Here is a 21,763-nt window from a genome sequence, read left to right on the forward strand (position 1 = left end):
TTGGCTGCGGAAGCTCACCCCAGTCACTTACTTATGTAAGCTCCTGGGGATTTGCCTCTTTGCCGCCTCGATGTAGCGCGAATGATTTCGCGTAACAACGTATTCAATAAACCTGATTCCCTAAGAAATAAGGGAAACCGTATTACTTGGTGATACGACCTTGTGCATCTTTCAGCGCGGCATCGACGGTCTGACGGCCGCTGGCAGCGTTGATCACTGCGGTACGAACGGCATACCAGAATGCGGACATCTGCGGGATGTTCGGCATGATCTCGCCTTTCTGGGCGTTATCCATGGTGGCCGCGATACGCGGGTCTTTTGCTAACTGATCCTGGAAGGATTTCAGCGCAACCGCGCCCAGCGGTTTGTCCTTATTCACTTCATCCAGACCCTGATCGGTCAGCAGGTAGTTTTCGAGGAACTCTTTTGCCAGTTCTTTGTTCGGGCTGGCAGCGTTGATACCTGCGCTCAGAACGCCCACGAACGGTTTGGACGGTTTACCCTTGAAGGTTGGCAGCAGGGCAACGCCGTAATTCACCTTGCTCTTATCGATGTTGGACCACGCCCACGGACCGTTGATGGTCATCGCGGTGTCACCTTTGTTAAAGGCCGCTTCGGCGATGGAGTAATCGGTATCCGCGTTCATGTGTTTGTTCTTGATCAGATCAACCAGGAAGGTCAGACCCGCTTTTGCGCCCGCGTTGTCCACGCCCACGTCTTTCACGTCGTACTTGCCGTTTTCAAACTTGAACGCGTAACCGCCGTCGGCGGCAATCAGCGGCCAGGTGAAGTACGGTTCTTGCAGGTTGAACATCAGCGCGGATTTTCCTTTCGCCTTCAGTTCTTTATCCAGCGCAGGAATTTCTTCCCAGGTTTTTGGCGGGTTCGGAACGAGGTCTTTGTTGTAAATCAGTGACAGCGCTTCAACCGCGATCGGGTAGGCAATCAGTTTGCCGTTATAGCGTACGGCATCCCAGGTGAACGGATAGAGTTTGTCCTGGAACGCTTTATCTGGGGTGATTTCAGCCAGCAGGCCAGACTGAGCGTAGCCGCCAAAACGGTCATGTGCCCAGAAGATGATGTCCGGGCCGTCGCCAGTCGCGGCAACCTGTGGGAACTTCTCTTCCAGTTTGTCCGGGTGCTCAATGGTGACTTTGATACCGGTGTCTTTCTCGAATTTTTTGCCCACTTCAGCGAGGCCGTTATAGCCTTTGTCGCCGTTAATCCAGATAACCAGCTTACCTTCTTCAATCTTGGCGAGAGCCGAGGCGGAAAACATCATCGTCGTTAATGCAGACAATGCGAGGATGCGTGCGCCAGTTTTGATTTTCATAGTTCCCATCCTGTTTGGTGATTTTGCAGAGGTGGCTTAACGGTTACTAGTTTCTTTATACGACAACCTCTTTCCATCCTCCTTACCCCTACGCCCCACCCGCTCTTTATGTGATCTGTGTTACATAAATGTGAGTATTGCGTACTGGCGCACATAAAAACCCACTGATTTTTGCAGGCTGCATCACGAAATTCCTCCGCGGCGTACGGCCCGGGTCTCAGACGCTGTTCTCTCATCCTCCCGCCTCCTCCCCCATAAAAAAGCCGGGGGTGGAGGATTCACGCAGTCAAGGGATCACGCATAGTCAGCCCATCATGAATGTTGCTGTCGATGGCAGGTTGTAACGAAGGGAGAAGGGCATGGCGAGCGTACAGCTGCGAAATGTAACGAAAGCCTGGGGTGACGTGGTGGTATCGAAAGATATCAATCTCGACATTCACGAAGGGGAATTCGTGGTGTTTGTCGGACCGTCAGGCTGCGGTAAGTCGACCTTGCTGCGTATGATCGCCGGACTTGAAACCATCACCAGTGGCGACCTGTTTATCGGGGAGACCCGGATGAACGACATTCCCCCCGCCGAACGCGGCGTGGGCATGGTCTTTCAGTCCTACGCGTTGTATCCCCATTTATCCGTCGCAGAAAACATGTCGTTTGGCCTCAAACTGGCTGGCGCAAAAAAAGAGGTGATGAATCAGCGCGTGAATCAGGTCGCGGAAGTTCTGCAACTGGCGCACCTGCTGGAGCGTAAACCGAAAGCGCTTTCCGGCGGACAACGTCAGCGTGTGGCGATTGGCCGAACGCTGGTCGCCGAGCCGCGCGTATTCCTACTGGATGAACCGTTGTCGAACCTCGACGCCGCTCTGCGTGTGCAAATGCGTATTGAAATCTCCCGCCTGCATAAACGTCTTGGCCGCACGATGATTTACGTCACCCACGATCAGGTCGAAGCGATGACGCTGGCCGACAAAATTGTGGTGCTGGATGCTGGTCGCGTGGCGCAGGTCGGCAAACCGCTGGAGCTATACCACTATCCGGCTGACCGCTTTGTGGCGGGCTTTATTGGTTCGCCGAAGATGAACTTCCTGCCGGTGAAAGTCACCGGGACGGCCATCGATCAGGTGCAGGTTGAACTGCCCAACCGCCAGCAAATATGGCTACCAGTGGACAGCCATGCGGTACAGGTTGGTGCCAACATGTCTTTAGGTATCCGCCCGGAACATCTGCTGCCCAGCGATATCGCCGATGTCACCCTCGAAGGTGAAGTGCAGGTGGTCGAGCAGCTTGGTCACGAAACTCAAATTCATATCCAGATCCCCGCCATCCGTCAAAACCTGGTTTACCGCCAGAACGACGTGGTGTTGGTAGAAGAGGGTGCCACATTCGCCATCGGCCTGCCGCCAGAGCGTTGCCATCTGTTCCGTGAGGATGGCACTGCATGTCGTCGGTTGCATCAAGAGCCGGGCGTTTAAGGTCCCCATAAAAAACGAAACGCAAAGCCATTCGAAGCTACATCGAGGCGGCAAGTAAATGAATCCCCGGGAGTGTACAAAGAGTACGCGACTGGGGTGAAAGAACGCAGCCAACAAAGAGGCAGCCCGAAGGGGGACGCGTTTAAAGAAAAGCAATGATCTCAGGAGATAGAACGATGATTACTCTGCGCAAACTCCCTCTGGCGGTTGCTGTAGCAGCAGGCATTATGTCTGTTCAGGCAATGGCTGTAGATTTCCACGGTTACGCTCGTTCCGGTATTGGCTGGACAGGGAGTGGCGGTGAACAACAGTGTTTCCAGGCAACCGGTGCACAAAGTAAATACCGTCTCGGTAACGAATGTGAAACCTATGCGGAAATCAAATTAGGTCAGGAAGTGTGGAAAGAAGGCGATAAGAGCTTCTACTTCGACACCAACGTTGCTTACTCCGTCGCACAGCAGAATGACTGGGAAGGCACAGACCCGGCATTCCGTGAAGCAAACGTGCAGGGTAAAAACCTGATTGAATGGCTGCCAGGCTCCACTATCTGGGCCGGTAAGCGCTTCTACCAGCGTCATGACGTACACATGATCGACTTCTACTACTGGGATATTTCAGGTCCTGGCGCCGGTATTGAAAACATCGATCTGGGCTTCGGTAAACTGTCTTTGGCAGCGAGCCGTTCACAGGAAGCGGGCGGTTCATACGCTTTCAGCAGCCAGAATATCTATGATCGTACCAAAGACACCGCGAACGATGTATTTGACGTTCGTTTAGCGCAGTTGGCAACTAACCCGGATGGGATGTTGGAACTGGGCGTTGACTATGGTCGCGCGAATACCACCGATGATTACAGGCTGGCGGACGGCGCATCTAAAGATGGTTGGATGTTCACCGCTGAACATACCCAGAGCATGCTGAAGGGCTACAACAAGTTTGTCGTTCAGTACGCCACAGATTCCATGACCACCCAGGGCAAAGGCCTGAACCAGGGGTCTTATGGTTCTTCCACTACGACCATTGAAGATCCGGTTACTGGCGTTAAAACCAACTATGCCAACAATGTTGTGAATAACAACGGTAGCCTGTTCCGCGTGCTGGACCACGGTGCAATCTCCCTGGGCGACAAGTGGGACCTGATGTACGTCGGTATGTACCAGAACCTCGACATGGATAACGACCTGGGGACCGAATGGTACACCGTCGGTATTCGCCCGATGTATAAATGGACGCCAATCATGAGCACCCTGCTGGAAGTCGGTTACGACAACGTCAAATCTCAGCAGACCAGCGATCGCAACAGCCAGTACAAAATCACCCTGGCCCAACAATGGCAGGCGGGTGACAGCATCTGGTCTCGTCCGGCAATCCGCGTCTTCGCAACCTATGCAAAATGGGATGAAGAGTGGGGTTACATCAAAAATGGTAACGACGTAACCAAATTCGCAGCGGCAACGAACTCTGGTCTCAGCACAACCAGCCGTGGCGACAACGATGAGTGGTCCTTCGGTGCCCAGATGGAAATCTGGTGGTAATTCAGCACTAACCTGACGTAAAGACCGAAAGAGGGGCGCAAGCCCCTCTTGATTACGGTTTAGCGCGCTATTGCCTGGCCACCGCTGAACCCATGCTATCTGAGGTGATAACAATGAAAATGAAGAAAAGTCTCGTTGCCCTTTGTTTATCTGCAGGGTTATTTGCCAGCGCTCCTGGCATCAGCCTGGCCGATGTGAATATTGTTCCGCAGAACACCACCGCGGCCCCATCTATTCCCACTGCGGCGCTGCAGCAGTTAACCTGGACGCCTGTTGATCAATCCAAAACCCAGTCTTCGCCGCTTGCGACAGCGGGTCAGCGTCTGGATGTCGCCGGTATTACCGGCCCGGTCGCTGCGTATAGCGTCCCGGCGAATATTGGCGAGCTCACTCTGACGCTGTCCAGTGAAGTGAATAAACAAACCAGCGTATTTGCGCCAAACGTATTAATTCTTGACCAAAACATGACGCCATCTGCGTTCTTCCCCAGCAGCTATTTTACCTACCAGGAGCCCGGTGTGATGAGTGCCGATCGTCTGGAAGGGGTAATGCGTCTGACGCCAGCGCTGGGTCAGCAAAAACTCTATGTTTTGGTCTTTACCACTGATAAAGATCTCCAGCAGACCACAACCCTGCTTGACCCGGCAAAAGCCTATGCCAAGGGCGTAGGTAACGCTATTCCGGATATTCCAGACCCGATCGCCCGTCATACCACCGACGGTTTACTGAAACTGAAAGTCAAAACCAGCTCCTCCTCCAGTGTTCTGGTCGGGCCGCTATTTGGCTCATCCGGCCCTGGTCCTGTCACGGTGGGCAATACCGCCGCGCCAGCTGTGACCTATGCGGCTCCGGCAGCAGCCGTTGCGGCTCCAGCGCCACAACCGGTGAAGAAAAGTGAGCCGATGCTGAACGACACGGAAAGTTATTTTAACCAGGGCATTAAGGATGCCGTTGCGAAAGGCGATGTCGATAAAGCGCTGAAGCTGCTTGATGAAGCTGAGCGTCTGGGATCCAAATCTGCCCGATCCACCTTTATCAGCAGTGTAAAAGGCAAGGGGTAAACATCGCCCCGCATTGTTGATTTTGCAACAACTGGTGCGTCTCCTGGCGCACCTTTTTTTATCCTTCGGTGCTAATTGTTACACTTATGTTGCTCTGGCGATCACTTAATTGTGTTTGCTCACCCCGTAATGCATTTTCTGCGATACAATGCCTTCAAGTTATAAATCGGAGAGTAAGGCATGCCACACCCTGCGTTAACGCAACTGCGTGCGCTGCGTTATTTTGATGCGATCCCGGCGCTGGACGCCCAACTGCTCGACTGGTTGTTACTGGAAGATTCCATGACTAAACGTTTTGAGCAGCAGGGAAAACAGGTCACCGTAACGTTGATTCGCGAAGCATTCGTTGGGCAAAATGAGGTGCCTGAAGAGCTGCCGCTGCTGCCTAAAGAGTCCCGTTATTGGTTACGTGAGATCCTGTTATGCGCGGATGGTGAACCCTGGCTTGCCGGGCGGACCGTGGTGCCTGAATCAACCTTGTGCGGCCCTGAGCTGGCCTTACAAAATCTGGGAAAAACCCCGCTCGGACGCTACCTGTTTACATCATCGACATTGACCCGAGATTTTATTGAGATTGGCCGCGATGCAGCGCTGTGGGGGCGCCGTTCCCGCCTGCGGCTGAGCGGTAAGCCGCTGATGCTTACCGAGCTTTTTCTACCTGCATCGCCGTTGTACTGAGAGGAAGATAAAGATGGAGTGGAGTCTGACGCAGAATAAGCTGCTGGCATTTCACCGCTTGATGCGTACGGATAAGCCAATCGGTGCCTTACTGCTGCTCTGGCCTACGCTGTGGGCATTGTGGGTGGCAACCCCAGGCATGCCGCAATTGTGGATCCTGGCGGTTTTTGTTGCTGGCGTTTGGTTAATGCGCGCTGCCGGCTGCGTGGTGAATGATTATGCCGACAGGAAATTTGACGGACACGTTAAACGCACCGCAAATCGCCCGTTGCCGAGCGGGGCCGTCACTGAAAAAGAGGCCCGAACGCTGTTCGTCGTATTGGTACTGCTGGCCTTCCTGCTGGTTTTGACGCTCAACACGATGACCATTTTGTTGTCCGTTGCGGCGTTAGCGCTGGCGTGGGTTTACCCGTTCATGAAACGCTATACGCACCTGCCGCAGGTGGTGCTGGGGGCGGCGTTTGGCTGGTCGATCCCGATGGCGTTCGCCGCCGTAAGCGAATCCGTACCGCTGAGCTGCTGGCTGATGTTCCTCGCCAATATTCTCTGGGCGGTGGCCTACGACACCCAATATGCGATGGTTGACCGCGATGATGACCTGAAGATCGGCATTAAATCGACCGCGATTCTGTTCGGTCAAAACGACAAGCTGATCATTGGTATCCTGCAGGTGGGCGTACTGGTGCTGATGGCGCTGGTGGGTTGGCTAAACGGGCTGGGACTGGGTTATTACTGGTCTCTGCTGGTGGCTGGCGCGCTATTTGTATATCAGCAAAAACTGATCGTCAATCGCGAGCGTGATGCCTGTTTTAAAGCGTTTATGAACAATAACTACGTCGGTCTGGTGCTGTTCTTAGGGCTGGCGATGAGCTACTGGCATTTTTGAGTTTGGCTTAGCCTGCAAAATAAAAAACCGGTCATTTCATTTCGACCGGTTTTTTTATGCTTACTCGCCCTGTGTGGCGCTCTCGATGGTCAGACGCACATCTGACGTGACCAGTTCGGCCAACATCTGATAGATCTTCATCGTCTCTTCCGGTTCGGCATCTCCGGTATCGCTGATGAATCCCTCGTCACGCAGCGTCAGCACCAGAGAGCTGAACACGGCTTTATCGAAGAATTCCGGCGCGTTAATGCCGTGCAGTACGGAGAGGCGTTGCGCCACGGTGCGGCTCTCTTTCTCCAGCGTGCCACGGTTGATAGACGGGTTCGCGCTCAGCAGCCAGAAGGTAATGGCGTAGCGTTGCAACGTCTCGCGAGCACCCGCCGCCAACAGCTGTAGCGTACGGGAGCGGGCCGGATTGATATGCAGTTCGTCATCGTTCAGGGTGATCAGTCCCTGGCGCTGCATTTCGCTGGCCAGTTCGTCAATCACTCCGGCGAGTTCATCACGCTCCCAACGTAAGAACAGCTCTGCTTTCAGCATCGGATACAGCGCATCAATATGCTGCTGTAGCGCGGCGCGTGAAATACGACGATGCTGAGTCACAATGGCTGCCATCAACGAAGGCAGAACCAGCATATGCGCAATGTTGTTGCGGTAATACGTCATCAATACCGCCTGCTCGCGCGGCAGAATGATGATGTCACCGATGGTGTCTTTCTCGACCTCAAACTTATTCATCTGTAAGGCGTGGTCGATCAATTCACTGGCGCTCTGCGCAGGAACCGTACAATCCGCCGCGTACGGCACGTTGCGCAGCAGACTCAGATAGCAGTCGAGCTGTTCAGTCAGTTGCTCACGGGTCAGAGAGCGCTGGCGGGAGGCCAACAGCGCGGTACAGCACAGGTTCATGGCATTGGCCGCGCCTGCATTGTTAATGCGCACCATCAGATCGGCGGCAATGTTATTCACCGTCGGCGTCAGCCAGGCTGGGCGAATGGACTCGATAGGATCGATCGATTCACGCCACTCCGGTACATGCTGGTTGAGGTAAGTCATCAATGGCATCGGTTCGCCAAAGTTGACATAACCCTGACCCAGATTACGCAGCTTGCTCAAGCCACGCAGCATTTGCGGCAAACTCTCTTTCTCTTTCGTCGCGCCACGCAGCTCTTTCGCGTACGTGCCTACTTCCATTACGTGCTCATAGCCGATGTAGATGGGTACGAGGGTAATCGGACGCGTACCGCCGCGCAGCATCGCCTGAATGGTCATCGACAGCGTGCCGGTTTTCGGGTCGAGCAGACGCCCGGTACGTGAACGGCCTCCTTCGACAAAGTATTCAACCGAGTAGCCGCGGCTGAACAACTCGCCCAGGTATTCGCGGAAAACGGTGGAATAGAGCTTGTTGCCCTTGAAGGTACGACGAATAAAGAACGCGCCCAGACGACGGAAAATCGGACCTGCTGGCCAGAAGTTCAGGTTGATACCGGCAGCGATGTGCGGCGGAACCAGCCCCTGGTGGTACAGAACGTACGACAGCAGCATATAGTCCATATGGCTGCGGTGGCACGGAACATAGACGATTTCGTGCCCATCGTGCGCCAACTGACGTACACGCTCCGCATTGTGAACGTTAATCCCCTGATACAGACGGTTCCAGGTAAAGCCCAGAATACGGTCTGTCAGACGAATCATCTCGTAGGAGAAGTTGGCGGCAATCTCTTCCATCAGCGCAATGGCATTTTGCTGCGCTTTTTCGTGGGAGATTTTTTTACTGCGCGCTTCATCTTCTACCGCGCGAGCGATAGCTTTTGAGGCCAGCAGTTTATTGAACAGGTCCTGGCGGGCAGGGAGGCGCGGGCCGACTGCGGCCAGACGCTGACGAGCAAAGTGCATGCGCGCCACGCGAGCCAGCTTCTGAGCGATGATTTTATCCGTACCGTGTTCGTCCGCCATGCGACGCAGGGAGACCGACGGGGAGAAGCGGACAAAACTGTCGCGACCCAGCCAGGACACAGCAAAGAATTTCTGTACGCCGTTCAGCATGCGCAGCGGCGGATTGACCTCGCCTTTTTCACGCCCAGGCGCGCGGCCAAACATCACCGAAACCGGCACCATTTGCACATCCAGGTCTGGATTGCTGCGATGCAAGTCGAGATAGTTATGGAACAGCTTAATGGACTCTTCTTTCGGCGTGTAATAGGTGAACACGCGCGGGCCGCCGTGAATAAACACGTAGCGCGGCAGCAGAGTTCCGTCTATCTCCAGCGGTTCCAGGGGATCCGGGAGATCGTGCACCAGACATTGGGCACGCAGCGTCAGCAAGTCTGCTTTTGAATTGTACGGTAGGACGTACATAATGGGACGCGAAGTATCGAGCCCCAATTCCGGGGCAGGTTCTGCCGGAATAGACTTGCTTTTTACCAGGACGCTTAATGGTAAATTCAGTAATTTGTAGTAAATTCGTGGCCAGCCGGACATAAACGATGTAAAGCCTCTGGTTAATAATGCAAATGCGCTGCAAGGATATCAGAAAGTTTAGTGAATTTCTGGTGTATCCGGTCATACTTCGCGCTGCTTTGCCACACCCTGAAACAAACGGGGTAACGTTACAATGAAATTGACGCTAATAATGTAAAAAGGTTCTTTTTGATGGCCAATAATACCACTGGATTCACCCGAATTATCAAAGCTGCAGGCTATTCCTGGAAAGGTTTTCGCGCCGCATGGATCAATGAGGCGGCATTCCGCCAGGAAAGCGTTGCCGTACTGTTGGGCGTAGCCATCGCCTGCTGGCTGGACGTCGATGCCATTACCCGCGTGCTGTTGATTGGTTCCGTGATGCTGGTGATGATCGTTGAAATCCTCAACAGTGCGATTGAGGCGGTGGTTGACCGTATTGGCTCTGAGTATCACGAACTTTCCGGTCGGGCGAAAGATATGGGCTCGGCAGCGGTATTGCTGTCTATTTTTGTCGCTCTGATCACCTGGGGCATCCTGTTGTGGTCGCATTTGCGATAAAGATTCCACAACTGCATAAATCTCCTGTTTTTTGTGCAGTTTGCGGTTCCAAAATCACCTTTAGCTGTATATACTCACAGCATAACTGTATATACACCCAGGGGGCGGAATGAAAGCGTTAACGGCCAGGCAGCAAGAGGTGTTTGATCTCATTAGGGATCACATCAGCCAGACAGGTATGCCACCGACGCGTGCGGAGATCGCGCAGCGTTTGGGGTTCCGTTCCCCAAACGCCGCTGAAGAACACCTGAAAGCGCTTGCGCGTAAAGGCGTCCTTGAAATTGTATCCGGCGCATCGCGCGGTATTCGACTGCTGCAGGAAGAAGAAGAAGGGTTACCGCTTGTCGGACGCGTAGCGGCAGGCGAGCCACTGCTGGCGCAGCAGCACATCGAAGGCCATTATCAGGTCGATCCTTCACTGTTCAAACCGAACGCCGATTTTCTGCTGCGCGTTAGCGGTATGTCGATGAAAGACATCGGTATTATGGACGGTGATTTACTGGCTGTGCATAAAACTCAGGATGTGCGTAACGGTCAGGTCGTTGTTGCCCGTATCGACGACGAAGTCACCGTCAAGCGCCTGAAAAAGCAGGGCAACAAGGTTGAACTCCTGCCTGAAAACAGCGAATTTAAACCTATTGTTGTCGACCTACGCGAGCAAAACTTCACTATTGAAGGGTTGGCGGTAGGCGTCATTCGTAACGGTGAATGGCTGTAATTTTCTGTTGATTCCCTGTAGGCCGGATAAGACGTTTACATCGTTATCCGGCAACTTGCCCGGTGGCGCTACGCTTACCGGGCCTACACAGCATCTTTTTTCAGTACATCTAACTTCTTCTCAGGCTCTCCTGTATGCCTTTCTTTACCTCTTCTGATAAAGCACTCTGGCACCTCGCCTTACCGATGATCTTCTCCAATATCACCATTCCCCTGTTGGGACTGGTGGATACCGCGGTGATTGGTCATCTGGATAGTCCGGTCTATCTTGGCGGCGTTGCTGTTGGCGCCACGGCGACCAGCTTTCTCTTTATGCTGCTACTTTTTTTGCGCATGAGTACCACCGGCCTTACCGCGCAGGCATTTGGCGCAAAAAATCCGCAGGCGCTGGCGCGCGCGTTGGTGCAGCCGCTATTGCTGGCGCTGGGCGCGGGGCTGCTTATCGCACTGTTTCGGACGCCGATTATCGAGCTGGCTCTGCATATTGTCGGCGGAAGTGAGGCGGTACTGGAGCAGGCCCGACGTTTCCTGGAAATCCGCTGGTTAAGCGCACCTGCGTCGCTGGCGAATCTGGTGCTGCTCGGCTGGTTGCTTGGCGTTCAGTATGCGCGCGCGCCAGTTATCCTGTTGATTGTCGGCAATATTCTCAACATTGTGCTCGATTTATGGCTGGTAATGGGCCTGCATATGAACGTGCAGGGGGCGGCGTTAGCGACGGTGATTGCCGAATATGCCACGCTGCTGATTGGCCTGATGATGGTACGCAAAGTCCTGCATATGCGTGGAATTTCGCTGGCAATGTTGAAGCTGGCGTGGCGTGGTAACTTCCGTCGTTTGCTGGCGCTCAACCGCGACATCATGCTGCGTTCGCTGCTGCTACAGCTCTGCTTTGGGGCCATTACGGTTCTGGGCGCGCGTTTGGGAGGCGACATCATCGCGGTTAACGCCGTTCTGATGACTCTGCTGACGTTTACCGCCTACGCGCTGGATGGATTTGCCTATGCCGTGGAAGCGCATTCGGGTCAGGCCTATGGGGCGAGGGATGGCAGCCAGTTGCTTGATGTCTGGCGGGCGGCCTGTCGACAGTCCGGTATTGTGGCTATTCTGTTTTCGCTGGTTTATGCCCTGTTTGGCGAGCAGATTGTTGCGCTGCTGACCTCGCTGCCGCAAATCCAACAGTTGGCCGATCGCTATCTTTTCTGGCAGGTGGTTTTGCCGCTGGTGGGGGTGTGGTGTTATCTGCTCGACGGTATGTTTATTGGAGCGACACGGGCTGCAGAAATGCGCAACAGTATGGCCGTTGCCGCAGCAGGGTTCGCATTAACGCTACTGGCTTTACCGTTGCTGGGAAATCATGGTTTGTGGCTGGCGTTAACCGTTTTTCTCGCGTTGCGTGGGCTTTCCCTGGCCTTTATCTGGCGGCGTCACTGGCGTAATGGAACCTGGTTTGCCTGAGCGGATGGTTAAAAATTCCGAATAGTAAATAAAACCCAGAATCCCTGACTACACTTATTCTCACGTCCAGCAAAAACAGCATGTGTCTGGACATGGCACTCTCGCTATTCACAACCTAACGATGAGGACTTGATGATGAATAAAGACGAAGTCGGCGGTAACTGGAAGCAGTTTAAAGGTAAAGTGAAAGAGCAATGGGGCAAACTGACCGATGATGATATGACGGTCATTGAAGGTAAACGTGACCAACTGGTCGGTAAAGTCCAGGAGCGTTACGGTTACGCGAAAGATCAGGCGGAGAAAGAAGTGACCGATTGGGAAAAACGTAATGATTACCGCTGGTAATTAACCCTTCCCTCCTGAGAGTACAAGGATGTACGCTCTCCCACCCGCTTAACGCCCAACTTTCTTCTTCACCTGAATCGTATGGTCATGCTGGCATTCGCCAGGGTGACGACATGACTCAACCTCCACACAGGCCGGGCACAGTCCATGGGCTTCAATAACGTTATGTCGCAGGGCAAAGCCCATTTTGGCTGCCAGCGTATGCATGATGTCTTCCACGCCTTCCGCGCACTCTTCTTTTACCACACCACAGCGGTCGCAAATGAACATTGCGGAACTGTGAGTTGGCTGATCGAACAGATGGCAAAGCACATAGCTGTTGGTGGATTCCACCTTGTGCACAAACCCTTGTTCCAGCAGAAAATCGAGCGCACGATACACGGTCGGCGGCTTGGCCTGCGGCTCGGTTTCCCGTAACAGGTCAAGTAGGTCGTAAGCGCTGATTGCGCCTTCCTGCAGGCTCATCAGGCGCAGCACTTCGAGGCGTTGTGGGGTAAGCCGTACGTTGCGTTGCGCACAGAGTTTTTCAGCTTGAGCCAATAACTCCTGCGTGGTGGTTTTGTCCATTTGGCGCCTCGATTTGCGTGCAAGGTTAATCCCTTACTTTAACATGTTCTGTTTAAAACACCGAGATCCACCGCGGTGTGCTATACCTGACCCATCGCAATACTGGAAAATAATCATGAAAAGACCCGATTGTATTCGTCACTGGCGTGAAGTTGAGGGGGCTGATGACTCCACCTATCCCGACAGCGATGAGCTGTTTTCCATAGGTGCGCCGCTTGCCCGCAAGCTGGGGTTAGGGCGACTCGGCATTCATCATGAGCGCCTGCCGCCGGGCCGACGCACCTCGTATCCGCACGCTGAAAGCGATGAGGAAGAGTTTATCTATGTGCTGGAGGGATATCCTGAAGCCTGGATTAACGGTTATTTATGGAAGCTGGAACCGGGCGACAGCGTCGGTTTCCCGGCGGGCACCGGCGTGTGTCACACCTTTATCAATAACACCAGTGAAGAGGTACGTCTGCTGGTCGTGGGTGAGGCGAACAAAAAATACAATCGTATTTATTATCCGCTTAATCCGGTTTATGCCGCCACGCGTGAGGACCGTTGGGTCGACCATCCGCCGCAGTTTTTTGGATCTCACGACGGAAAACCGGGGCGTAAATAGCGCTTGTTGGGGAGCAGGGAGGGGGAACCGCGAGGATGTGGCTCACTATCGTAACGGTCTATGCTATAGTAGCGCCCCTTTTTTAACCGGACGCTTGAATATTCGCCATGCTGCCTGAATCTCAGTCTACCGCTTTTCCCGCTCATCGTTTTTCTATCGCGCCGATGCTCGACTGGACGGACAGACATTGCCGCTACTTTTTGCGCTTACTGTCCAGCCAGACGCTGCTCTACACGGAGATGGTAACCACCGGCGCGATCATTCATGGTAAAGGCGATTATCTGGCGTATAGCGAAGAAGAACATCCGGTCGCTTTGCAACTGGGCGGGAGCGATCCGGCTGCGCTGGCGCAGTGCGCAAAGCTTGCTGAACAACGGGGCTATGACGAAATTAACCTCAACGTGGGTTGCCCTTCCGATCGTGTACAGAATGGAATGTTTGGTGCCTGTCTGATGGGAAATGCGCAACTGGTCGCTGATTGCGTCAAAGCGATGCGCGATGTGGTATCGATTCCGGTAACGGTGAAAACCCGTATCGGTATTGATGACCAGGACAGCTACGAATTCCTGTGCGATTTCATCAACATGGTCTCCGGTAACGGTGAATGTGAGATGTTTATCATCCACGCCCGCAAGGCCTGGCTGTCCGGGCTAAGCCCGAAAGAAAACCGCGAAATCCCACCGCTGGATTATGACCGTGTTTATCAGCTAAAGCGCGATTTTCCGCATCTGACGATGTCGATCAACGGTGGCATAAAATCGCTGGAAGAAGCGAAAATCCATCTGCAACATATGGATGGCGTGATGGTGGGGCGCGAAGCTTATCAAAACCCAGGCATTCTGGCGTCCGTTGACCGCGAGATTTTTGCTTTCACCAGCGAAGATGCCGATCCGGTCGCCGTAGTGCGTGCGATGTATCCGTATATTGAGCGTGAACTGAGTAAAGGAACCTATTTGGGGCATGTCACGCGCCATATGCTGGGACTGTTTCAGGGGATTCCAGGGGCACGGCAGTGGCGTCGCTATCTGAGCGAAAATGCGCATAAAGCCGGGGCAGATATTGAGGTTCTGGAACATGCGCTGAAGCTGGTGGCAGACAAACGTTAAGTTTTCGCCAAAAGTTAGTGAATTTCACCACGCCCTGCGCTTCGTCGCGGGGCGTTTGCTTTATAAATCAATATATTAATTTTGGCATGTTTCTTGTAAAGCTATGGAGAGTATTTCATTTCGGGAGAGAGCCATGCTGGAACTACTTTTTGTGATTGGATTTTTTATCATGCTGATGGTCACCGGCGTATCTTTGCTGGGAGTGCTGGCCGCATTGGTGGTAGCCACTGTGGTGATGTTTTTGGGCGGACTATTTGCGTTGATGATTAAACTGTTGCCCTGGCTGTTATTAGCCGTTGCCGTGGTGTGGGTTATCAAGGCGATAAAAGCGCCAAAAGTCCCACAGTATCAGCGCAATAACCGCCGATTTTACTAAGGTATTGAGCGGTGTGTCACAACCTGCAACATTGCCTTTAGAAGCAAATAGGAATTGATTATCAAATCTGTCACTATTGCCAGGTTAACGAATTCATCGAGCTGTACCCTACATACAGCCGAACTAAAAAAAGAAAGGGCTTCCTACGGGAAGCCCTAATTCTTTCTTCCCCCTTCATAATTCAAACCGCAGGTTTGTTGGCGGCTTGAATTATTTAGCGGAAATGAGGGCGTTACGGGATCAACAAACTCGACCCCTGTGTGGCCCGGCTTTCCAGCACTTCATGAGCACGCTGCGCGTCGTGCAGTGCGAACGTTTGGCCCGGTGCGACATCCACTTTGATCACTCCGCTGGCAATCAGCGAGAAAAGCTCATTGCTGGCTTCGGTTAATTCATGGTGGTTGGTGATGTAACCCTGGAGTGAAGGGCGAGTCACGTACAGCGAACCTTTCTGATTCAGAATGCCTAAGTTAACGCCAGTCACCGGTCCGGAAGCATTACCAAAGCTGACCATGAGCCCCCGGCGCTGCAGGCAATCCAGTGAGGCTTCCCAGGTATCTTTCCCCACCGAGTCATACACCACCCGCACTTTTTTACCGCCAGTGATCTCTTTTACACGTTCTACAATGATCTCTTCACGATAGTTAATGACCTGCCATGCGCCGGCCTGCAGCGCAATTTGCGCTTTTTGCGCATTACCGACGGTGCCAATCAGCTTCGCACCCAATGCTTTTGCCCACTGGCAGGCAATCATACCGACGCCGCCTGCAGCCGCATGAAACAAAAACGGTTCATCGGGCTGAATTTCATAGGTCTTACGCAACAGATAAAAAACGGTGAGTCCTTTAAGAAATGAGGCGGCAGCTTGTTCAAACGAGATAGCGTTGGGCAAAATAGCGGTTTTATCAGCCGGGACGTTATGCACTGAGCTATAGGCGCCCAGGGGAGACTGCGCGTAAACCACGCGATCGCCGGCTTTAATGTGCGTCACTTTGCTACCGACTTTACTGACCACGCCTGCGGCTTCGGTACCCAGACCGCTGGGCAGAGAAGGCGGCGGATAAAGACCACTGCGGATATAGGTGTCGATATAGTTGATCCCAATCGCTTTGTTCTCGACCTGGATTTCATTTTCCGCCGGGTCTACGGGCGTAAACTCCACAGCCTTGAGTACATCAGGGCCACCATGCTTGTGAAATTCAATACGTGTTGCCATGCTTCCTCCAAAAGAAATGTGGTAATCTTTCGACCCAATCATTATCTCGGTAACTCCATTCACTATGGCAGGAAATAAACCCTTCAACAAACAACAGACTGATGCTCGTGAGCGCGATCCCCAGGTCGCCGGGCTGAAAGTACCGCCGCACTCGATTGAAGCGGAACAGTCGGTGTTGGGCGGTTTAATGCTGGATAACGAGCGCTGGGACGATGTGGCTGAGCGTGTGGTGGCGGAAGATTTTTATACCCGACCGCACCGGCACATCTTCACCGAAATGCATCGCCTGCAGGAGATGGGAAAACCCATCGATCTGATCACGCTTGCAGAATCGCTGGAAGTTCAGGGGCAACTGGACAGCGTCGGCGGTTTTGCTTACCTGGCTGAGTTATCTAAAAATACGCCAAGTGCAGCGAACATTAGTGCCTATGCGGATATTGTCCGCGAACGTGCCGTTGTTCGTGACATGATTTCGGTGGCGAACGAGATCGCGGAAGCCGGGTTTGATCCGCAAGGCCGTTCCAGTGAAGATCTGCTGGACCTCGCGGAATCCCGCGTCTTTAAAATTGCTGAAAGTCGCGCCAATAAAGACGAAGGTCCGAAAAATATTACCGATGTGCTCGACGCTACCGTCGCGCGTATCGAACAGCTGTTCCAGCAGCCCCACGATGGTGTCACCGGGGTCAACACCGGTTATGACGACCTCAATAAAAAGACTGCTGGTTTGCAGCCGTCAGACTTAATTATCGTCGCCGCGCGTCCGTCGATGGGTAAAACGACATTTGCAATGAACCTCGTCGAAAATGCGGCGATGCTGCAAGATAAGCCGGTTCTTATCTTTAGTCTTGAAATGCCCTCAGAACAGATCATGATGCGTTCCCTGGCCTCACTCTCACGTGTAGACCAAACCAAAATCCGTACCGGTCAACTGGATGATGAAGACTGGGCGCGAATTTCCGGAACAATGGGTATTTTGCTGGAGAAACGAAACATCTATATTGATGACTCCTCCGGCCTGACGCCAACGGAAGTGCGCTCACGTGCCCGTCGTATCGCCCGCGAACACGGTGGTATCGGACTTATCATGATCGACTACCTGCAGCTGATGCGCGTGCCGTCGCTCTCCGACAACCGTACGCTGGAAATTGCTGAAATTTCCCGCTCGCTGAAAGCGTTAGCGAAAGAACTGCATGTGCCGGTGGTGGCGCTGTCGCAGCTTAACCGCTCTCTGGAACAACGCGCCGATAAGCGTCCGGTCAACTCGGATCTGCGTGAGTCCGGCTCCATCGAGCAGGATGCCGACTTAATCATGTTTATCTATCGTGATGAGGTTTATCACGAAAACAGCGACTTGAAAGGCATCGCCGAGATCATTATCGGTAAACAGCGTAACGGCCCGATCGGTACGGTGCGCCTGACGTTTAACGGTCAGTGGTCGCGCTTCGATAACTATGCTGGCCCGCAGTACGACGACGAATAACAACACTGAATCAGGTTACTCAAGCAAATACTTATCAAGGAATACAAATGCAAGCGGCAACTGTAGTCATTAACCGCCGCGCTCTGCGACACAACCTGCAACGTCTGCGTGAACTGGCTCCAGCCAGTAAACTGGTTGCGGTCGTGAAAGCGAACGCTTACGGCCATGGTCTGTTAGAGACCGCGCGAACGCTCCCCGATGCGGACGCTTTTGGTGTCGCTCGTCTTGAAGAAGCCCTGCGGTTGCGAGCGGGAGGGATCACGCAGCCCATCCTGCTGCTGGAAGGATTTTTTGATGCTTCCGATCTGCCGACTATCTCCGCGCAGCGTCTGCATACTGCCGTCCACAACCAGGAGCAGCTTGAAGCTCTGGAAGCCGCGGTACTGGCTGAACCGGTCACCGTCTGGATGAAGCTCGACACGGGAATGCACCGCCTGGGCGTGCGTCCGGAGCAGGCCGAGGCGTTTTATCAGCGCTTGACGCAATGCGAAAACGTGCGCCAGCCGGTCAATATCGTCAGCCACTTTGCGCGCGCGGACGAGCCTGAGTGCGGCGCGACCGAAAAGCAGCTCGATATCTTCAATAGCTTTTGCGCAGGTAAACCGGGTCAGCGTTCGATCGCCGCGTCGGGTGGTATTCTGCTGTGGCCGCAGTCTCACTTCGACTGGGCGCGTCCGGGGCTGATTCTGTATGGCGTATCGCCGTTGGAAAACCACTCTATCGGTGCCGATTTTGGCTGCCAGCCGGTGATGTCGCTCACTTCCAGCCTGATTGCGGTGCGTGAACACAAAGCGGGAGAGCCGGTTGGCTATGGTGGAACCTGGCTGAGCGAGCGCGACACGCGTCTGGGCGTGGTGGCGATGGGCTATGGTGATGGTTATCCGCGCGCAGCGCCGTCTGGGACACCGGTACTGGTCAATGGCCGTGAAGTGCCGATCGTCGGTCGCGTCGCGATGGATATGATTTGCGTCGATTTAGGTCCCGAGGCGCAGGATAAAGCCGGCGATTCGGTTATCCTGTGGGGTGAAGGCCTGCCCGTTGAACGCATTGCTGAAATGACGAAAGTAAGTGCTTACGAACTTATCACGCGCCTGACCTCAAGGGTGGCAATGAAGTATATCGATTAAGTTCATGATGTGCCGGATAAGGCGGTTACGCCGCCATCCGGCAATATTCCTCTCAACATCCTCTCGATCTTCTCCCGCTTCCGGTTTATTGTGTTCTTAACCCCTGCCTGTAAACCTGGAGAACCACACGTGTTTCAAAAAGTTGACGCCTACGCCGGCGACCCGATTTTATCGCTCATGGAGCGTTTCAAAGAAGATTCACGTAGCGACAAAGTGAACCTCAGCATCGGTCTGTACTACAACGAAGACGGCATTATTCCTCAGCTTAAAGCGGTGGCAGAAGCGGAAGCCCGACTGAATGCCAAACCGCATGGCGCTTCGCTGTATCTGCCGATGGAAGGTCTGAACACTTATCGCCATACTATTGCGCCGCTGCTGTTTGGCGCAGAGCATCCGGTTCTCCAGCAGCAGCGCGTCGCAACGATTCAGACGCTGGGCGGCTCCGGTGCGCTAAAGGTTGGCGCAGACTTCCTGAAACGCTATTTCCCTGATTCTGGCGTGTGGGTCAGCGATCCGACCTGGGAAAACCACATCGCGATTTTTGAAGGTGCTGGATTCGAAGTAAGTACTTACCCCTGGTATGACGACACCACCAATGGCGTGCGTTTCAACGACCTGCTGGCCACGCTGAACACCTTACCAGCGCGCAGCATCGTACTGCTGCATCCGTGCTGCCATAACCCGACGGGTGCGGATTTAACCCCCGCGCAATGGGATGGTGTCATTGAGATCCTGAAAGCTCGCGATCTGATCCCGTTCCTGGATATTGCTTACCAGGGTTTCGGCGGTGGAATGGAAGACGATGCCTATGCGATCCGCGCCATTGCCAGCGCCGGATTGCCTGCACTGGTCAGCAACTCATTCTCGAAGATTTTCTCTTTGTACGGCGAACGTGTCGGCGGACTTTCAGTGGTCTGTGAAGACGCTGATGCCGCCAGCCGCGTCCTGGGGCAGCTAAAAGCGACGGTGCGTCGTAACTATTCCAGCCCGCCAAACTTTGGTGCGCAGGTCGTGGCCGCAGTGTTGGGTGATGACGCGCTGAAAGCCAGCTGGCTGGCGGAAGTCGAAGAGATGCGTACCCGTATTCTGGCGATGCGCCAGGCGCTGGTTAACGTATTGAATGCGGAGATCCCTGGTCGTAACTTTGATTACCTGCTGCAACAGCGCGGGATGTTTAGCTATACCGGGCTCAGCGCTGCTCAGGTCGATCGCCTGCGCGATGAGTTCGGTGTGTACCTGATAGCCAGCGGTCGTATGTGCGTGGCCGGGTTGAATCACGGTAACGTGCAACGCGTGGCGAAGGCATTTGCCGCCGTCATGTAACCGGGTTTTTAGGCCTGATAAGCGTCGCGCCATCAGGCATTGTATTGCCGGATGGCGGTGTAATCACCTTATCCGGCCTACTTTCTTTCACCGTGCTATTGGTCTGTTTTCCAATGTGATCATGCTCTTTTTCCAGGACAAAACCAGAGAAAATCCTTCCTTTCCCTCCCCCTAAGGGGTAAGGTCAGATAGTTTTTTGACCAGTTGTTAATAAAAAAATGATAACTAACTGACTACTTAGGGAAAAATATGCGCAAGTTTACGTTGGCACTGAGTGCCGTTTGTTTATTGTTCACGCTAAATCAGCCGGCCCAGGCGTTAGTTTCCTCTCCCTCTCAGCTTAATCCAGGCACCAACGTTGCAAAACTCGCTGAGCAGGCACCCATTCACTGGGTCTCCGTGGCACAAATTGAAAACAGCCTGACCGGACGCCCGCCGATGGCCGTCGGGTTTGATATCGATGACACCGTCCTCTTTTCCAGCCCAGGCTTCTGGCGCGGAAAAAAAACGTATTCTCCGGACAGTGAGGATTACCTGAAAAATCCGGCCTTCTGGGAAAAAATGAACAATGGCTGGGACGAATTCAGCATTCCGAAAGAAGTGGCGCGTCAGTTGATTGATATGCACGTGCGTCGCGGTGACAGCATCTTTTTCGTAACCGGGCGTAGCCAGACGAAGACCGAAACGGTGTCGAAAACGCTGTCCGATAACTTTCACATCCCGGCCGGCAATATGAACCCGGTCATTTTTGCCGGTGATAAGCCGGGTCAGAATACGAAAACGCAGTGGCTGCTGGATAAAAATATCCGCATGTTCTACGGCGACTCTGATAATGACATTACCGCCGCCCGAGATGTGGGTATTCGCGGTATTCGTATTTTACGCGCTTCTAACTCCACTTATAAACCGTTGCCACAGGCCGGCGCGTTTGGTGAAGAGGTGATCGTCAACTCGGAGTATTGAGGACGTTGCTTGCGGTTGTTGTTTTTTTAAACAAATTTGCGTTACCTGCTTTTACCTTTTGCGGACTTGCTGCACACTGAATAAAAGATGTTCTCATTAGGCAATATGCTGGTAAGGGGAATTAAGATGACGAATTCGGAGTTGCTGCAATACTGCATGGCAAAAATGGGCGCCGAGCAGAGCGTACACAGTGACTGGAAGGCCACACAAATCAAAGTCGAAGATGTGCTTTTTGCCATGGTAAAAGAGGTGGAAGAACGCCCGGCGGTGTCACTGAAAACCAGCCCGGAACTGGCAGAGTTGTTACGTCAGCAGCATAGCGATGTACGGCCAAGTCGGCATCTCAATAAGGCGCACTGGAGTACGGTGTATCTGGACGGCTCGCTGCCGGATTCGCAAATCTACTACCTGGTAGACGCCTCTTATCAGCAGGCCGTAAACACGCTGCCGGAAGATAAACGCCGGATACTGGCGCAGTCCTGATCTGTTTTCCGCAATGAG

Annotated in this window: 21 protein-coding genes; 17 read left to right on the plus strand and 4 right to left on the minus strand. The window is 53.5% G+C overall.

The window, feature by feature from the left end; translation table 11 throughout:
- Positions 1-142: 142 nt before the first annotated feature.
- Positions 143-1,333, minus strand: a complete 1,191-nt coding sequence (malE, locus tag WC7_RS00485; protein ID WP_016155342.1) for a maltose/maltodextrin ABC transporter substrate-binding protein MalE — start codon at positions 1,331-1,333, stop codon at positions 143-145.
- A gap of 359 nt (positions 1,334-1,692) precedes the next feature.
- Here malE and malK point away from each other — a divergent pair, with 359 nt between their 5' ends.
- From malK to ubiA, 5 genes are all read left to right on the plus strand, one after another.
- The gene (gene malK, locus WC7_RS00480) at positions 1,693-2,802 is read left to right on the plus strand and encodes a maltose/maltodextrin ABC transporter ATP-binding protein MalK (RefSeq protein ID WP_016155343.1); all 1,110 of its coding nucleotides are present in this window, start codon (positions 1,693-1,695) and stop codon (positions 2,800-2,802) included.
- 176 nt (positions 2,803-2,978) lie between these two features.
- Positions 2,979-4,337, plus strand: a complete 1,359-nt coding sequence (locus WC7_RS00475; RefSeq protein ID WP_016155344.1) for a maltoporin — start codon at positions 2,979-2,981, stop codon at positions 4,335-4,337.
- 113 nt (positions 4,338-4,450) lie between these two features.
- Positions 4,451-5,398, plus strand: a complete 948-nt coding sequence (gene malM, locus WC7_RS00470) for a maltose operon protein MalM (RefSeq protein ID WP_016155345.1) — start codon at positions 4,451-4,453, stop codon at positions 5,396-5,398.
- Between the two features lie 180 nt (positions 5,399-5,578).
- Entirely contained in the window at positions 5,579-6,076 is a 498-nt protein-coding gene (gene ubiC, locus WC7_RS00465) for a chorismate lyase (RefSeq protein WP_016155346.1), read from the plus strand.
- Between the two features lie 13 nt (positions 6,077-6,089).
- A complete protein-coding gene (ubiA, locus tag WC7_RS00460; protein ID WP_003826589.1) occupies positions 6,090-6,962 on the plus strand; it encodes a 4-hydroxybenzoate octaprenyltransferase in 873 nt (290 codons plus the stop codon).
- 60 nt (positions 6,963-7,022) lie between these two features.
- On the opposite strand, the gene plsB is transcribed toward ubiA, so the two are convergent.
- Positions 7,023-9,443, minus strand: coding sequence for a glycerol-3-phosphate 1-O-acyltransferase PlsB (gene plsB, locus WC7_RS00455; protein ID WP_016155347.1), 2,421 nt, complete (start codon positions 9,441-9,443; stop codon positions 7,023-7,025).
- Between the two features lie 171 nt (positions 9,444-9,614).
- Between plsB and WC7_RS00450 the strand changes: the two genes are divergently transcribed.
- From WC7_RS00450 to WC7_RS00435, 4 genes are all read left to right on the plus strand, one after another.
- The gene (locus WC7_RS00450) at positions 9,615-9,983 is read left to right on the plus strand and encodes a diacylglycerol kinase (protein WP_003826594.1); all 369 of its coding nucleotides are present in this window, start codon (positions 9,615-9,617) and stop codon (positions 9,981-9,983) included.
- 109 nt (positions 9,984-10,092) lie between these two features.
- Positions 10,093-10,701: a transcriptional repressor LexA gene (gene lexA, locus WC7_RS00445; RefSeq protein WP_003826596.1), complete on the plus strand. Its 609-nt coding sequence runs from the start codon at positions 10,093-10,095 to the stop codon at positions 10,699-10,701.
- A gap of 134 nt (positions 10,702-10,835) precedes the next feature.
- Positions 10,836-12,155 carry an MATE family efflux transporter DinF gene (gene dinF / locus WC7_RS00440; protein ID WP_016155348.1) on the plus strand — a complete coding sequence of 440 codons (1,320 nt, stop codon included), beginning with the start codon at positions 10,836-10,838 and terminating at the stop codon, positions 12,153-12,155.
- 135 nt (positions 12,156-12,290) lie between these two features.
- Positions 12,291-12,500 (plus strand): CsbD family protein, encoded by a 210-nt coding sequence (locus tag WC7_RS00435; RefSeq protein WP_019077869.1) that lies wholly within the window; start codon positions 12,291-12,293, stop codon positions 12,498-12,500.
- A 48-nt stretch (positions 12,501-12,548) separates the two neighbouring features.
- Here WC7_RS00435 and zur read toward each other — a convergent pair whose 3' ends face one another.
- A complete protein-coding gene (gene zur, locus WC7_RS00430) occupies positions 12,549-13,067 on the minus strand; it encodes a zinc uptake transcriptional repressor Zur (protein ID WP_003031709.1) in 519 nt (172 codons plus the stop codon).
- Between the two features lie 115 nt (positions 13,068-13,182).
- Between zur and WC7_RS00425 the strand changes: the two genes are divergently transcribed.
- The 3 genes from WC7_RS00425 (at position 13,183) to pspG (ending at position 15,153) form a co-directional block, all read left to right on the plus strand.
- Entirely contained in the window at positions 13,183-13,671 is a 489-nt protein-coding gene (locus WC7_RS00425) for a cupin domain-containing protein (protein ID WP_016155350.1), read from the plus strand.
- A gap of 107 nt (positions 13,672-13,778) precedes the next feature.
- Entirely contained in the window at positions 13,779-14,777 is a 999-nt protein-coding gene (gene dusA / locus WC7_RS00420) for a tRNA dihydrouridine(20/20a) synthase DusA (protein WP_016155351.1), read from the plus strand.
- Between the two features lie 133 nt (positions 14,778-14,910).
- Positions 14,911-15,153 carry an envelope stress response protein PspG gene (pspG, locus tag WC7_RS00415; RefSeq protein ID WP_016155352.1) on the plus strand — a complete coding sequence of 81 codons (243 nt, stop codon included), beginning with the start codon at positions 14,911-14,913 and terminating at the stop codon, positions 15,151-15,153.
- Between the two features lie 232 nt (positions 15,154-15,385).
- On the opposite strand, the gene WC7_RS00410 is transcribed toward pspG, so the two are convergent.
- Positions 15,386-16,369, minus strand: a complete 984-nt coding sequence (locus tag WC7_RS00410) for a quinone oxidoreductase (RefSeq protein ID WP_016155353.1) — start codon at positions 16,367-16,369, stop codon at positions 15,386-15,388.
- Between the two features lie 64 nt (positions 16,370-16,433).
- Between WC7_RS00410 and dnaB the strand changes: the two genes are divergently transcribed.
- The 5 genes from dnaB to WC7_RS00385 all read left to right on the plus strand — a co-directional run bounded on the left by dnaB (position 16,434) and on the right by WC7_RS00385 (position 21,745).
- On the plus strand, positions 16,434-17,849 hold the full coding sequence (dnaB, locus tag WC7_RS00405) for a replicative DNA helicase (RefSeq protein ID WP_003826610.1): 1,416 nt from the start codon (positions 16,434-16,436) through the stop codon (positions 17,847-17,849).
- Between the two features lie 47 nt (positions 17,850-17,896).
- Entirely contained in the window at positions 17,897-18,976 is a 1,080-nt protein-coding gene (gene alr / locus WC7_RS00400; protein ID WP_016155354.1) for an alanine racemase, read from the plus strand.
- 129 nt (positions 18,977-19,105) lie between these two features.
- On the plus strand, positions 19,106-20,299 hold the full coding sequence (gene tyrB / locus WC7_RS00395; protein ID WP_016155355.1) for an aromatic amino acid transaminase: 1,194 nt from the start codon (positions 19,106-19,108) through the stop codon (positions 20,297-20,299).
- Between the two features lie 249 nt (positions 20,300-20,548).
- On the plus strand, positions 20,549-21,262 hold the full coding sequence (gene aphA, locus WC7_RS00390) for an acid phosphatase AphA (protein ID WP_016155356.1): 714 nt from the start codon (positions 20,549-20,551) through the stop codon (positions 21,260-21,262).
- 126 nt (positions 21,263-21,388) lie between these two features.
- Complete coding sequence (locus WC7_RS00385; RefSeq protein WP_016155357.1) at positions 21,389-21,745, plus strand: MmcQ/YjbR family DNA-binding protein; 357 nt, start codon at positions 21,389-21,391, stop codon at positions 21,743-21,745.
- The last annotated feature ends 18 nt before the right edge of the window (positions 21,746-21,763 follow it).

The sequence above is a fragment of the Citrobacter sp. KTE151 genome (genome assembly GCF_000398845.1).
Classification (GTDB): Bacteria; Pseudomonadota; Gammaproteobacteria; order Enterobacterales; family Enterobacteriaceae; genus Citrobacter; species Citrobacter braakii.

What these genes read in the sequence shown, in the direction of transcription:
- malE (WP_016155342.1), bottom strand. Translation starts at nt 1,333, where the DNA reads ATGAAAATCAAAACTGGCGCACGCATCCTCGCATTGTCTGCATTAACG.
- malK (WP_016155343.1), top strand. Translation starts at nt 1,693, where the DNA reads ATGGCGAGCGTACAGCTGCGAAATGTAACGAAAGCCTGGGGTGACGTG.
- WC7_RS00475 (WP_016155344.1), top strand. Translation starts at nt 2,979, where the DNA reads ATGATTACTCTGCGCAAACTCCCTCTGGCGGTTGCTGTAGCAGCAGGC.
- malM (WP_016155345.1), top strand. Translation starts at nt 4,451, where the DNA reads ATGAAAATGAAGAAAAGTCTCGTTGCCCTTTGTTTATCTGCAGGGTTA.
- ubiC (WP_016155346.1), top strand. Translation starts at nt 5,579, where the DNA reads ATGCCACACCCTGCGTTAACGCAACTGCGTGCGCTGCGTTATTTTGAT.
- ubiA (WP_003826589.1), top strand. Translation starts at nt 6,090, where the DNA reads ATGGAGTGGAGTCTGACGCAGAATAAGCTGCTGGCATTTCACCGCTTG.
- plsB (WP_016155347.1), bottom strand. Translation starts at nt 9,443, where the DNA reads ATGTCCGGCTGGCCACGAATTTACTACAAATTACTGAATTTACCATTA.
- WC7_RS00450 (WP_003826594.1), top strand. Translation starts at nt 9,615, where the DNA reads ATGGCCAATAATACCACTGGATTCACCCGAATTATCAAAGCTGCAGGC.
- lexA (WP_003826596.1), top strand. Translation starts at nt 10,093, where the DNA reads ATGAAAGCGTTAACGGCCAGGCAGCAAGAGGTGTTTGATCTCATTAGG.
- dinF (WP_016155348.1), top strand. Translation starts at nt 10,836, where the DNA reads ATGCCTTTCTTTACCTCTTCTGATAAAGCACTCTGGCACCTCGCCTTA.
- WC7_RS00435 (WP_019077869.1), top strand. Translation starts at nt 12,291, where the DNA reads ATGAATAAAGACGAAGTCGGCGGTAACTGGAAGCAGTTTAAAGGTAAA.
- zur (WP_003031709.1), bottom strand. Translation starts at nt 13,067, where the DNA reads ATGGACAAAACCACCACGCAGGAGTTATTGGCTCAAGCTGAAAAACTC.
- WC7_RS00425 (WP_016155350.1), top strand. Translation starts at nt 13,183, where the DNA reads ATGAAAAGACCCGATTGTATTCGTCACTGGCGTGAAGTTGAGGGGGCT.
- dusA (WP_016155351.1), top strand. Translation starts at nt 13,779, where the DNA reads ATGCTGCCTGAATCTCAGTCTACCGCTTTTCCCGCTCATCGTTTTTCT.
- pspG (WP_016155352.1), top strand. Translation starts at nt 14,911, where the DNA reads ATGCTGGAACTACTTTTTGTGATTGGATTTTTTATCATGCTGATGGTC.
- WC7_RS00410 (WP_016155353.1), bottom strand. Translation starts at nt 16,369, where the DNA reads ATGGCAACACGTATTGAATTTCACAAGCATGGTGGCCCTGATGTACTC.
- dnaB (WP_003826610.1), top strand. Translation starts at nt 16,434, where the DNA reads ATGGCAGGAAATAAACCCTTCAACAAACAACAGACTGATGCTCGTGAG.
- alr (WP_016155354.1), top strand. Translation starts at nt 17,897, where the DNA reads ATGCAAGCGGCAACTGTAGTCATTAACCGCCGCGCTCTGCGACACAAC.
- aphA (WP_016155356.1), top strand. Translation starts at nt 20,549, where the DNA reads ATGCGCAAGTTTACGTTGGCACTGAGTGCCGTTTGTTTATTGTTCACG.
- WC7_RS00385 (WP_016155357.1), top strand. Translation starts at nt 21,389, where the DNA reads ATGACGAATTCGGAGTTGCTGCAATACTGCATGGCAAAAATGGGCGCC.